This window comes from Mycolicibacterium chengduense (assembly GCF_033741155.1).
Lineage (GTDB): Bacteria > Actinomycetota > Actinomycetes > Mycobacteriales > Mycobacteriaceae > Mycobacterium.
The window spans coordinates 265,966-278,654 of the sequence record NZ_JAWQNH010000001.1 but is presented as its reverse complement, the minus strand read 5'-3'; the positions used below and the strand labels follow the sequence as shown (position 1 = coordinate 278,654).

Sequence of the window (12,689 nt, the reverse complement as noted above, 5' to 3'; positions counted from 1 at the left end):
ATCATCCAACGTAGGTGCCGGGGCTAAGCCCCCGCTGGGCGAGCCACGGCACCGGGTCGATGCGGTTGCTGCCGTTGAGCAAGACCTCGAAGTGGCAGTGCGGGCCGGTCGAGTTGCCGCGGTTGCCGATGGTGGCGATCTGGTCGCCGGCCATCACGCGCTGACCGACCGACACCAGCCAGGTGTTGACGTGGCCGTACAGCGTGACGGTGCCGTCGTTGTGGCGGATCTTGACCCACGCCCCGTAGCCCGCGGTCGGGCCGGCGTCGATGACGGTGCCGTCGGCGACGGCCACGATGGGCGTGCCGATGGGTCCAGCGATGTCGATGCCGGCGTGCAGCACACCCCAGCGGTAACCGAAGCCTGACGTCCACACGCCCTTGGTGGGCATCACGAACAGCGGCCGGGACAGCCGGGCCTCACGCTCGGCGCGCTCCTGGGCGAAGGCCGCGGCCTTGGTGATCTCCTCGGCGTGCACCGCGGAGCTGGCGGCCGGCTCGACGGTGACGATCTGCATGCCGTCGGTCGACCCCGTGATGACACCACCGCTGAGGCCGGCCTGCGCGCCGGTCAGGATGGTGTCCGACGTGGGCTTGGCCGAGTCCGCGGTGCTCAGTGTGTACGCGCCGGAGGCGGTGGCGCCGGCGGCCATGGCGGCGATCAGCAGGCGGCTCTTGACGGCGCCGACGGTCTGCTTGCGGTGCGCGCCACCGGCGCGCGGGCGGCGGATGTCGATGATGTCGGTCTTGGCCAGTCCGTCGCTGAGGTCGGTGTGGCTGTCCCGGTAGCCATGGGCCGACGGCGTGGGCTGGTCGGATGCGAACTCACTCGGCACGGCCAGCCGCAGCGGGACCAGATCGTCGGTGTCGTTGAGGTCGTCGAGCTCGGGAGCCGCGATGACGCGCTGCTCCTTGTCGAATGCCGAGTTGTCCCGGAAGTCGAGTTCGGGCAGGTCACCGAATTCGTTGAACGGGATGATGTCGGTTACTTCGGCGGCGGAGGCGGGACGGATCGGCTTGCGAGCACTCGTCGCGGTTCCCTTCGGGGAGCGGGGCGAACTGTGCTCAAGCAACCTGCGATGTCCTTCTTTTCGTGACCTTGCCGTGATCTGGACCAGTAGGCACGGTAACGAAACGCGAATGTGAGTGGCAACCCAAGCGGGTGTTCCGGCTGGGATTGTGACTTGTATCACTGAGCGGGGCCGGTGAGATTTAGCACAAGTCAGGTGGGCGGTGGGGGAGGTCGCGGCGCGGGTCGATAAAGTGCCCAGCGAGCCAGTCAGGCCCAAACGCTGAAGTGAATTCAAACGTCAACGCAGACAGACAGGGATTTCTCGGAGCTCATGGATCTCTTCGAATATCAGGCGAAAGAGTTGTTCGCCAAGCACAACGTCCCCACCACGCCCGGCCGGGTCACCGACTCGCCCGAGGACGCCAAGGCGATCGCCGAGGAAATCGGCAAGCCGGTCATGGTCAAGGCTCAGGTCAAGGTCGGCGGCCGCGGCAAGGCCGGTGGCGTCAAGTACGCCGCCACCCCGGAGGACGCGTTCACCCACTCCCAGAACATCCTCGGCCTGGACATCAAGGGCCATATCGTCAAGAAGCTGCTGGTCGCCGAGGCGAGTGATATTGCCGAGGAGTACTACATCTCGTTCCTGCTGGACCGCTCCAACCGCACCTACCTGGCCATGTGCTCGGTCGAGGGCGGCATGGAGATCGAAGAGGTCGCCGCCACCAAGCCCGAGCGGCTCGCCAAGGTGCCCGTCGACGCGGTCAAGGGTGTCGACTTGGCCTTCGCGCGTGAGATCGCCGAGAAGGGCCACCTGCCCGCCGAGGTGCTCGACGCCGCAGCCGTGACCATCCAGAAGCTGTGGGAGGTCTTCGTCGGGGAGGACGCCACCCTGGTCGAGGTCAACCCGCTGGTGCGTACCCCGGACAACCAGATCCTCGCGCTGGACGGCAAGGTCACCCTGGACGCCAACGCCGACTTCCGGCAGCCCGGGCATGCCGCGTTCGAGGACAAGGACGCCACCGATCCCCTGGAGCTCAAGGCCAAGGAGAACGACCTCAACTACGTCAAGCTCGACGGCGAGGTCGGCATCATCGGTAACGGTGCCGGTCTGGTCATGTCGACCCTGGACGTCGTCGCCTACGCCGGCGAGAAGCACGGCGGCGTGAAGCCGGCCAACTTCCTGGATATCGGCGGTGGCGCCTCGGCCGAGGTGATGGCCAACGGTCTGGACGTCATCCTGGGCGACTCTCAGGTCAAGAGTGTGTTCGTGAACGTGTTCGGCGGCATCACCGCCTGCGACGCGGTCGCCAACGGCATCGTCAAGGCGCTGCAGATCCTCGGTGACGAGGCCAACAAGCCGCTCGTGGTCCGCCTGGACGGCAACAACGTCGAAGAGGGCCGCCGCATCCTGGCCGAGGCCAACCACCCGCTGGTGATCCAGGCCGAGACCATGGACGCCGGCGCCGACAAAGCCGCCGAGCTGGCGAACAAGTAAGGGACGCAATCAATGTCGATTTTTCTGAACAAGGACAGCAAAGTCATCGTCCAGGGCATCACCGGCGGCGAGGGCACCAAGCACACCGCGCTGATGCTCAAGGCCGGCACCCAGGTGGTCGGCGGCGTGAATGCCCGCAAGGCGGGTACTACCGTCGCTCATAAGGACAAAGACGGCAACGACATCGAGCTGCCGGTGTTCGGTTCGGTGGCCGAGGCCATCAAGGAGACCGGCGCCGACGTGTCGATCGCCTTTGTGCCGCCGGCCTTCTCGAAGGACGCCATCATCGAGGCCATCGACGCCGAGATCCCGCTGCTGGTGGTCATCACCGAGGGAATCCCGGTGCAGGACAGCGCCTATGCGTGGGCCTATAACGTCGAGAAGGGCCAGAAGACCCGGATCATCGGCCCGAACTGTCCCGGCATCATCACCCCGGGTGAGTCGCTGGTCGGCATCACGCCGAACAACATCACCGGCAAGGGCCCGATCGGCCTGGTGTCGAAGTCCGGCACGCTGACCTACCAGATGATGTACGAGCTGCGCGATCTCGGCTTCTCCACCGCCATCGGCATCGGCGGCGACCCGGTCATCGGCACCACCCACATCGACGCCCTCGAGGCGTTCGAGAAGGATCCCGAGACCAAGCTGATCGTGATGATCGGTGAGATCGGTGGCGACGCCGAGGAGAAGGCCGGCGCCTACATCCAGGCCAACGTCACCAAGCCGGTCGTCGGCTACGTCGCCGGTTTCACCGCTCCGGAGGGCAAGACCATGGGCCACGCCGGCGCCATCGTCTCCGACGGTGCGGGTACCGCGCAGGGCAAGAAGGAGGCTCTGGAGGCCGCTGGGGTGAAGGTCGGCAAGACGCCGTCCGAGACCGCCAAGCTGGCTCGGGAGATCTTCGAGACGCTGTAACGAGCTGCATACGAGAATGGCCCCCGCGGGATTCGCGGGGGCCATTCTTGTCGCGCCGACACTACGGTTCCTGCTGTCAATCGGGCTGTTTCGCGCCATCAACCGTCGTCTCGGCGGGGAGGTGTTGGGCCAGGAAACGTTCGACGGCGTGGTAGAGGTCCATCTGGTTGTCCGGGTTGAGGAAACCGTGCCCCTCGTCGTCCTTGACCAGATACTCGACCTGCACCCCGCGGGCCCGCAGTGCCGCCACCATGTTGTCGGACTCGGCCTGCACCACCCGAGAATCGTTGGCGCCCTGGATGATCAGCAACGGGGTGCGAATGGCGTCCACCTTGGTGATCGGTGAGCGGGCCAGCATATCGGCCTCTTGTGCCGGATCCGACGGGTCGCCGACATAGCGGTGCCAGTTGTTCGCCAGGAAGGGCCGGGCGATATTCGGCAGGGTCCGCATGAAGTTGGGCAGGCTGGAGATCCCGACATAGTCGATGGCCGCGGCGAAGACATCGGGGGTGAAGGTCACGCCGACCAGCGCGGCATACCCGCCGTAGGAGCCGCCGAAGATGGCCACCCGGTCCCGGTCGGCGATGCCCCGCTGCACGGCCCAGTCGACGGCGTCGATCAGATCGTCGTGCATCTTGCCGGCGAACTCACCGATGGCGGCCTGGACGAACGCCTTGCCGTAGCCCGTCGAGCCGCGAAAGTTGACCTGCAGCACCGCATATCCGCGGTTGGCCAGCAGTTGCACGTCGGGCTGATAACCCCAGCAGTCGCGTGCCCACGGCCCGCCGTGCACCAGCAGCACCAGCGGCAGGTTCGTCTGCTCCGTCCCGACCGGCAGGGTGAGGTAGCCGTGCAGGTCCAGGCCGTCGCGCGATTCGATGGTGACCGGCCGCATCGGGGCTAGTGCCTCGGGGTCCAGGTGCGGGTAGGGCCGGAACAACAGCCGGTGCTCACCGGTGGAGCGGTCGTAAAGGTAGGTGGCCCAAGGGTCGCGGTCGTGGGTGAAGCTGACGACCCAGCGCCGGCCGTTGTCGTCGGCGGATATGGTCGCCAGGTCTCCATCGGAGAGCGCCGTCACATCGCCCAGTACCTCGGCGAACTCCGGGTCGAGCGCGTGGATCACCTGACGCTCCCCGTAGTACCTGGCCCCGATCAGCTCACCGGTCCGGGAACTGAGGATCATCGGTGCGGGCAGCATCAACTGGGCGCCCAGCTCCAGGGTGGGGTGGCTGTCCACCTCGGTCTCGGTGCCGGTGGCCACGTCGACCCGCACCAGGCGGGTGCGGTCGGTGCCTTCGTTGGAGCCCAGCCACAGACCGGTCCCGTCGGGTGTGACGGCGATGGGATGGATACCCAGCGGGTAGTCGCTGCCGTCGTAGATTTTGATGCACCGCAACGTTTTTGCCGCCGGATCCCACCGCGAGAGCTCGATGTCGCCGTCGGCTGTCAGCGTGTTGCTGAACAGGTCCCCGGTCTGGCTGCTCAGCCAACCGACGACCGTGCCGGGGTTTTCGGCCAGCAGCGTCAGCTCGCCCGAGGCGATGTCGAGTTCGTAGGCGTCGAACAGCTCAGGGTTGCGTCTGTTCAGCTGCACCAGCGCCTTGCCGGGTCGGGCTTTGAGCAACTCGACATTCGCGCGGACACCGGGGAACGGCGTGAGATCGACTGCCGGGGTGGCCGGGTCGTCGAGGTCGACCCGGTAGACGTGCCAATGTTCGTCGCCGCCGGTGTCCTGCATGTACAGCAGCCAGCGTGGGTCCTGGGTCCAGCGGTAGAGGTACACGCTACGGGTGTCGTCGGCGGTGACGCAGCGGGGCGGCTCGTCGGTGTCCAGACTCTGTACCCAGACGTTGAGGCGGTTGCGCCACGGAGCCAGGTAGGCCAGGCGGGTGCCGTCGGGGGAGATGGTCGCCCCTGTCCGGTCGGGCGGGCGGAAGAACTCCTCGACGGTGATATGAGTGGGCACTGTGGTCCTTTCTCGGGCGCGCTGGGTCGACGAACCCACCTGACGTGGGCTCGTAATGATTTGGGGGAGAACGGCTCAGGGCTGTACGGGTCCGCCTATGCGGCCGTCGGTGGCCTCCCGGATGGCGCGGTCGATCAGTGCGTAGGCCTCGTCCTGGCTGACCGGTTTACCTTCGACGATGACGGTGTGGCCGACGTCTTCGTCGATGACGCGGAATGCGCCGGTGACCGTGGCGGCGTAGAGCCGAGCGGTGAGATGGTCGTCCGGCACGCCGAGGCGGTCGGCGATGACCGGGATCAATCCGCGTTCCATCTGGTCGTGCACCATCAGGTAGGCGGTGCGTAGCGCGGGGTCGGTGTGTGACAGCGTGGCGATCCGCAGCGCGGCCACCTCATCCTCGATATCTTGCGGGGACAGCGGGTAGGCGACGGCCTCGGCGGCCAGATGCTCGATGAGGGACAGTGCGTGCGGCCAGCGGCGCGCCGAATCCAGGAAGCGTTCTGCTGATTTGGCCAGCAACGGCTCGACACAACTCTCCTTGGTGCGGAAGTAGCGCCAGATGGTTCTGGTGGAAAGTCCTGCGGCAGCGGCAATATCGTCACCACTGGTGGCGGCGACCCCACGTTCCCAGAAGAGGGCGGCCGCGTGCCGGGACACGGCCAGGCGTGCCTGCGCCTGCTTGTCACCGATCTGCACCACCCCCTCGACTTGTCACTTAGTGACAGGTCCACTGTGTCACTAAGTGACAAACTCGTCAAGGGTGGGCGGTTGCCCCTCCCGGTAGCGCAGCACGTGGCGTACCAGTGGTTCGGTGAGGTCGTACCAGGTGGCGCGCCGGTCACCGGTGTCGGACTTGGCGGCCGTCACCCAGCGTGTCGCCACCAGCCGGCCCAGTGCCGCCGATGCGGTCTGATTCGAAACTCCCACGGCGGCAGCGAGTTCGGAGACGGTGCGCGGCCCGTCGCCGCGTGCGATCTCGACCACCAGTCGCTGTTCGCCGGGCGGTAGTTCCCACAGCCGGTGCTGGTAGAGCGGGGTCAACCGGTCCAGCAGCGCCGTCAGTACCGGGGTGACGGCGGCCAGGCGCCGGCGGTCGGCGACGTCGCCGACCATCCGCCAGATCCGGGGCGCGCCACCGGTCACCGCGGCGATCTGCGAGAGCCGGTGTGTGCCGTCGGCAGAGCGCACATATTCGGCCAGTTCGTCGTCGCCACGGTCGCGGGCCGTTCTGGCCACGATCCGCGCGCCGTCTGCCACGGTCAGGTCGGCCAGGTTCTCGATGATGAACGAGCCGTACCAGGGGTGGCTGCGTGACGACACACCGGGGAAGAGTCTTGGTGCGGTAGCGAAAATCGTTACGGCCGTCGATGTTTCGACCCACGCCCGCAGGCTTCCTTGGCCGGCTTCGCCGATCGCGTCGAATATCCGGTCCAGGTTCTCGATGACGGCCAGCACCATCCGGCCGTCGGCGATATCGAGGATGGTCCGTTCCAGCTCGACCACGTCGTCGCGCAGGTCCTTCGCATCTGCACGACGGGTCCGCAGCAGTTCGACGAGCAGATCGGCGTAGCTCCCGATGGCCAACGCGTCTTCGGGAATGACCAGGGGCAGAACATGGTCGGCGTGTGACGCCAGGGTGCGATGGAGGGCGACCCGCACGGTATGGGTCTTACCGCTGCCGCGCGGTCCGACGAGCAGGGTGTGTGGCCGGGAGCCGTCCGTCGCGGCCGTCCCGAGACGCTGGACCAGCGTGGCCAACAAAGCCTCCCGCCCGACCGTGCGCGCTTCCAGGTCGGCGGCACCGGCGGTGCCGGGGGTGTACAGCGGTGCGCTCATCGGTTCATCTCCGCATGGCCCGCCACGCGCGTTGCACCAGCCCGGAGGAGAAGACGTCGTCATCACCGTGGCGGCGCAGATAATGGTCCTGCTCCAGCCGTTCGATGAAGGACACCAGCTGGTCCTTGTCGGTGATGGGGGAACCCTCGCTGTGCAACAACCGCAGAATCATGGTGACACTCAACGGTTCCGGAGCGTGAGCGTAGATGTCGAGCAGCTCGGCGATGGCCGGTGCGTCGTCGCCGTAGTAATTGCGCAGCCGGTCGCGGTAATGGCGCAGGTCCCACGGATCGTGCGGATCGGCGATCGCCGCGTCCAGCAACAGCGGGATGCGTTCGGCGCTGACCGGTTCACCGAGCCGGGCCGCGGCGGCCACCAGGTGCTGGATGTAATACGGCACGTCTTCGGCCGCGGCGGCGACGGCGGCGGCCACCGCATGACGGTCGGTGGTGCCGACCTGCGCGCCCAGCAGCAGGCACTCGGCCAGATAGGTGGCGTGGTCGGCACGGATCGGGCCGACGGTGACCTTGCGGATGTCGTTGACCGAGCTGAGCGCGTCGCCGGAAACATGGTGGAAACCGATCGATCCGGACAGCACCGTGGCCAGCCGGCCGGAGTGCTCTTGGCGTAGGCGACGCAGCAGATGCAGGAAACCGTCTCCGCCGCCGGGCCTCTCCCGCTCCAGGTTGCGGGCCAGCACGGTGACCTCGTCGATGAACAGCACCAGCGGGCCGCCGCGGGCACGGCTGACCGCCCGCTGCAGCAGATCGTCGAGCGCGGCTTCGGCACGCGCCCGCTCGAACCGCACCGGACCGGTGCCGAAGGCGATCTTCCAGCGCTCGACCTCCTGGCGCAGCGTCGTGTCAAGGCGGCCGAGCTCACTCGCCAATGCCGAGACGAATTCGGCGTAGGTCTGCCGTTCGGCGCTCACCGTGATCACCGGCCAGCCGCGCCCGCGGGCGGTGTGGGCCACCAATCGCGCCAGTGAGGTCTTGCCGTGCCTGCGGTCGCCGACCAGGGCCGCGCCACCATCGGGCACGGCGGCCAGGATTTCCTGCTGCTCCCGGACGCGGCCCACGACATTCTCGGGCGGCACCACGCCACCCACCACCAGGGACATGGGACGAACCGGCCACGACATCCGGTAATTGTACGTCCAAATTGATGTACGTCGAGTAAGACGTACGTCAACTGTGACGTGGAGACCGTTGTGCTTCGCGCGGGGCTATCCATTAGCCTGGCGAATTAACACCTGTCAGGAGATATGTCATGGTCGATTCCCGTACCCCGGTCATCGTCGGCGTCGGTCAGTTCACCGAATGTCTCGGCGATTCCGGCTATCGCGGCATGTCGTCGGTCGACCTTGCCGCCGCCGCGGCGCGGGCCGCCCTGGAGAACACCGGCGCCGATCCGGCCTTCGTCGCACGTGCCGTCGACGTCATCGCCGGAACCCGGCAGTTCGAGATCTCCGGCCGCACGCCGGCGCCCCTGGGCAAGTCCGACAACTACCCGCGGTCGGTGGCCGCGCGCATCGGCGCCGACCCCGCGCGCGCCGTGCTGGAGGTGATCGGCGGCCAGAGCCCGCAGCATCTGGTCACCGAGTTCGCCGGCGCCATCGCCGCCGGCGAGGCCGATGTGGTCCTGGTGATGGGGTCGGAGAACACCTCGAGCCTGCGGTACTTCGCCGACCGCGACGACAAGCCCGACCACTCCGAGACCGTCGGCGGCCAGCTGGAGGATCGCGGCTACGGCTACGACGGCATCTTCGACGAATACACGATCAAGCACGGACTGATCGGCGCCCCGGTCCAATACGGCTTGTTGGAGAACGCGCGGCGGGCCCGGCTGGGCCTGTCGGTGGCCGACTACCGGCTGGCGATGGCCGAACTGTTCGCCCCGTTCTCCAAAGTCGCTGCCAAGAACCCGTACTCGTCGGCGCCCACGGAACGGTCGGTCGACGAACTGGTCACCGTGACGCCCGCCAACCGGATGATCTGTGATCCCTATCCGCGCCTCATGGTGGCGCGCGACCAGGTGAACCAGGGCGCGGCGGCGCTGCTCATGTCGGTAGGCAGGGCTCGGGAACTCGGTGTGCCCGAGGACAAATGGGTGTACCTGCGCGGGCATGCCGACATGAAGGAACAGAAACTGCTGGAGCGTGCCGATCTGGGCGCCAGCCCCGCCTCGGTGCTCGCGGTGCGCGAGGCGCTACGCGTGGCGGGTATCGGCATCGACGATATCGCGGCAATCGACCTCTACAGCTGCTTCCCGTTCCCGGTGTTCAATATCTGTGACGGGCTCGGGCTGGCGACCGACGACGAGCGCGGGCTGACCCTCACCGGTGGGCTGCCGTTCTTCGGCGGCCCGGGCAACAACTACTCGCTGCACGGCATCGCCGAAGCGGTCAACGAAATGCGGGACAGGCCTGGCCAATTCGCGCTCGTCGGTGCCAACGGCGGTATCGCGAGCAAGTATTCGGTCGGCATCTACTCCACCGAACCCGCCGACTGGACGCCTGACCGCAGCACCGAACTGCAGGACGAGGTGGCCGGCTACCCGGCGGTGGCCGTCACCGAGCAGGCCGACGGGGCGGCGACCATCGAGACCTACACGGTGCGCTACGACTGGACCCCGCACACCGGCATCATCGTCGGCCGGTTGGACGGCGACGGGTCGCGCTTCCTGGCCACCACCGACGACGCGGCACTGGTGGCGCTGCTGTCCGACGGCGAACCGCTGGGCGCGGCGATCGCGGTGCGCGCGACCGAGCAGGGCAACCGCGCGACGCTGGCCTGAGGCCGGCAAACCCGACGCCGTGTCGGGTCCGCTGGGTGCCGATCCGCGGACCGGTGGGCGAGCCGAATTCGACTCCGGCTGATCCGAATTCGATCAGGTGAAGGCGAACCGTTGGTGCAGCGCGGCCAGTAGCCGGCGCGCCTCGTCCACCCGCGCATGCTGGCGCGCCAGCCCGTCTGGGCGCTTGGCGTCGGCCGGGTGGCTGCGCTTCCACTTCTCCTCGGCCGCTACCGCATACGCGCTGAGTTCGGCGATCTCGGCTTCCAACAGTGCCGCGAACAGGCGTGCCTGCGCCGCGTCGGCCGCGCCGGGATGTCGCCTCCCGCCGGTGACCAGCACCGGCCGGGCGGGCAGGCGGATCTCGTATTCGTCCGAGAGCGGGGCGACTGACATGCGAGCATCGTTGGCCCTGTTCCGGTGAATATGCTGTGAATCCGGCCGCCGATCGGTCGAACGGCGTTCATCGCGCGGTCACCGAAAAGACGGTCGCGCGTTACCTTCCGGGCCGCTCCAGCAAACCTCAGACCAGGGCGGCGAGCTTGCCCGCGAGCCGTTCGACGTACGCCCCGACCTCCGCCTCGGATTTGTCCGGAAGGCCGAACAACACCTCGGTGACGCCGAGTTCGCGCCAGCGCGCGAGTTTGTCAGGGTCCGGCTTGAAGTCGAGCGCGACGATCTGTGGCGCCCCGTCCCGGCCTGCGGCTGCCCAGGTGTCCTGCAACAGCTTCACCGGCTCGTCGATGTCGAAGTCCCGGGGCGTGGTGATCCAGCCGTCGGCCGAGCGCGCGATCCACTTGAAGTTCTTCTCGGTGCCGGCCGCGCCGACCAACACCGGGATGTGTGACTGGACCGGCTTGGGCCACGCCCAACTGGGGCCGAAGTTGACGAACTCGCCGTCGTAGGCGGCTTCTTCCTGCGTCCACAGCGCCCGCATGGCCTCCAGGTACTCCCGCAACATGGTCCGACGCCGACCCGGTGGCACCTTGTGGTCGGCGAGTTCGTCGGTGTTCCAACCGAATCCGACGCCGAGGCTGACCCGGCCGCCGGACAGGTGATCCAGCGTCGCGATCGACTTGGCCAGCGTGATGGGGTCGTGCTCGACGGGCAGGGCCACCGCGGTGGACAGTCGCACCCGCTCGGTCACGGCGGCCACCCCGCCCAGCGAGACCCACGGATCGAGGGTCCGCATGTAGCGGTCGTCGGGCAGAGTTTCGTCACCGGTGGTCGGATGCGCGGCCTGCCGCTTGATCGGGATGTGGGTGTGCTCGGGCACGTAGAAGGTGGTGAAGCCGTGGTCATCGGCGAGCTTGCCCGCGGCTGCCGGGGCGATGCCGCGATCGCTGGTGAAGAGTACGAGCCCAAAGTCCATGGCAAGAATTAGAACGTGTTCTAGTCTTCGGGGCAAGGGTGGGGCCCGGACGGTTCGGTTCAGGCAGATCGTTACTGGTGACTATCGCTGCCCGGGCTGCTGCCATGACAGCCATGACGACCGAACGCATCGCCGATCACATCAAGTTCGCCTACTGGGTGCCCAACGTCAGTGGGGGCCTGGTCACCAGCGATATCGAGCAGCGCACCGACTGGAATTACGAGTACAACCGCAAGCTCGCGCAGACCGCGGAGAACAACGGGTTCGAGTACGCCCTGTCCCAGGTTCGCTACGAAGCCAGCTACGGCGCCGAGTATCAGCATGAATCGACCAGTTTCAGCCTGGCCCTGCTGCTGGCCACCGAGCGGCTCAAGGTGATCGCCGCCGTGCATCCGGGCCTGTGGCAACCGGCCGTGCTGGCCAAACTCGGGGCCACCGCCGATCACCTGTCCGGTGGCCGGTTCGCGGTCAACGTGGTGTCCGGCTGGTTCAAGGACGAGTTCACCCACCTGGGTGAGCCCTGGCTGGAGCACGACGAGCGCTACCGACGCAGCGCCGAGTTCCTGCAGGTGCTGCGCAAGATCTGGACCGAGGACGACGTGGATTTCCGCGGCGACTTCTATCGCATCCACGACTTCACCCTCAAGCCCAAGCCGCTGAACACCCCCGAGCGGCCCAACCCCGAACTGTTCCAGGGTGGCAATTCCACGGCCGCCCGCCGCAACGGCGGCTATTACGCCGACTGGTACTTCTCCAACGGCAAGGATTTCGACGGCATCACCGAGCAGGTCGTCGAGGTCCGCGATCACGCGAGAGCCGCGGGCCGTGAGGTCAAGTTCGGCCTCAACGGTTTCATCATCGCGCGGGATTCGGAGAAGGAAGCGAAGGAAACGCTGCGGGAGATCATCGCCAAGGCCAACAAGCCGGCCGTCGAGGGATTCCGCGGGGCGGTGCAACAGGCCGGCAACTCGACCGCGGACAAGAAGGGCATGTGGGCCGACTCGTCCTTCGAGGACCTCGTCCAATACAACGACGGGTTCCGCACCCAGCTGATCGGCACCCCCGAGCAGATCGCCGAGCGCATCGCCGCGTACCGCAAACGGGGCGTCGACCTGATCCTGGGTGGCTTCCTCCACTTCCAGGAAGAGATCGAATACTTCGGCAAGCATGTGCTGCCGCTGGTGCGCGAAATCGAGGCGTCCGAGGTCGACACGCTGGACGCGTCGGTGCTCGTATCGGCCTGAGGTCGCTCACATGTGGGTGCGCTAGCGTGGGTGGTCGAGATCGCTGACACAGGAGAG

The 12,689-nt window shown here is 67.1% G+C and carries 11 protein-coding genes; 4 read left to right on the top strand and 7 right to left on the bottom strand.

Annotated features, from left to right (window positions below; all coding sequences use genetic code 11):
- Position 1: 1 nt before the first annotated feature.
- The gene (locus SBI67_RS01400) at positions 2-1,072 is read right to left on the bottom strand and encodes a M23 family metallopeptidase (protein WP_318978847.1); all 1,071 of its coding nucleotides are present in this window, start codon (positions 1,070-1,072) and stop codon (positions 2-4) included.
- Positions 1,073-1,342: 270 nt separating this feature from the next.
- Here SBI67_RS01400 and sucC point away from each other — a divergent pair, with 270 nt between their 5' ends.
- Positions 1,343-2,506 carry an ADP-forming succinate--CoA ligase subunit beta gene (gene sucC / locus SBI67_RS01395; RefSeq protein WP_318978846.1) on the top strand — a complete coding sequence of 388 codons (1,164 nt, stop codon included), beginning with the start codon at positions 1,343-1,345 and terminating at the stop codon, positions 2,504-2,506.
- 12 nt (positions 2,507-2,518) lie between these two features.
- Positions 2,519-3,421, top strand: a complete 903-nt coding sequence (gene sucD, locus SBI67_RS01390) for a succinate--CoA ligase subunit alpha (RefSeq protein WP_036397254.1) — start codon at positions 2,519-2,521, stop codon at positions 3,419-3,421.
- 76 nt (positions 3,422-3,497) lie between these two features.
- Here the strand turns inward: sucD and SBI67_RS01385 are convergent, their stop codons facing one another.
- The 4 genes from SBI67_RS01385 to SBI67_RS01370 form a co-directional block, all read right to left on the bottom strand.
- A complete protein-coding gene (locus tag SBI67_RS01385) occupies positions 3,498-5,387 on the bottom strand; it encodes a S9 family peptidase (protein ID WP_318978845.1) in 1,890 nt (629 codons plus the stop codon).
- A 75-nt stretch (positions 5,388-5,462) separates the two neighbouring features.
- Positions 5,463-6,083, bottom strand: a complete 621-nt coding sequence (locus tag SBI67_RS01380) for a TetR/AcrR family transcriptional regulator (protein WP_318978844.1) — start codon at positions 6,081-6,083, stop codon at positions 5,463-5,465.
- Between the two features lie 42 nt (positions 6,084-6,125).
- On the bottom strand, positions 6,126-7,223 hold the full coding sequence (locus tag SBI67_RS01375; protein WP_318978843.1) for a MarR family transcriptional regulator: 1,098 nt from the start codon (positions 7,221-7,223) through the stop codon (positions 6,126-6,128).
- Between the two features lie 4 nt (positions 7,224-7,227).
- Complete coding sequence (locus SBI67_RS01370; RefSeq protein WP_318979541.1) at positions 7,228-8,343, bottom strand: ATP-binding protein; 1,116 nt, start codon at positions 8,341-8,343, stop codon at positions 7,228-7,230.
- A gap of 149 nt (positions 8,344-8,492) precedes the next feature.
- Between SBI67_RS01370 and SBI67_RS01365 the strand changes: the two genes are divergently transcribed.
- Positions 8,493-10,019 (top strand): acetyl-CoA acetyltransferase, encoded by a 1,527-nt coding sequence (locus SBI67_RS01365; RefSeq protein ID WP_318978842.1) that lies wholly within the window; start codon positions 8,493-8,495, stop codon positions 10,017-10,019.
- A gap of 93 nt (positions 10,020-10,112) precedes the next feature.
- Here the strand turns inward: SBI67_RS01365 and SBI67_RS01360 are convergent, their stop codons facing one another.
- Entirely contained in the window at positions 10,113-10,412 is a 300-nt protein-coding gene (locus SBI67_RS01360) for a hypothetical protein (RefSeq protein WP_318978841.1), read from the bottom strand.
- Between the two features lie 127 nt (positions 10,413-10,539).
- A complete protein-coding gene (locus tag SBI67_RS01355) occupies positions 10,540-11,388 on the bottom strand; it encodes an LLM class F420-dependent oxidoreductase (RefSeq protein ID WP_318978840.1) in 849 nt (282 codons plus the stop codon).
- A gap of 113 nt (positions 11,389-11,501) precedes the next feature.
- On the opposite strand from SBI67_RS01355, the gene sfnG reads away from it, so the two are divergent.
- Positions 11,502-12,632, top strand: a complete 1,131-nt coding sequence (gene sfnG / locus SBI67_RS01350) for a dimethylsulfone monooxygenase SfnG (RefSeq protein ID WP_318979540.1) — start codon at positions 11,502-11,504, stop codon at positions 12,630-12,632.
- Positions 12,633-12,689 lie beyond the last annotated feature (57 nt).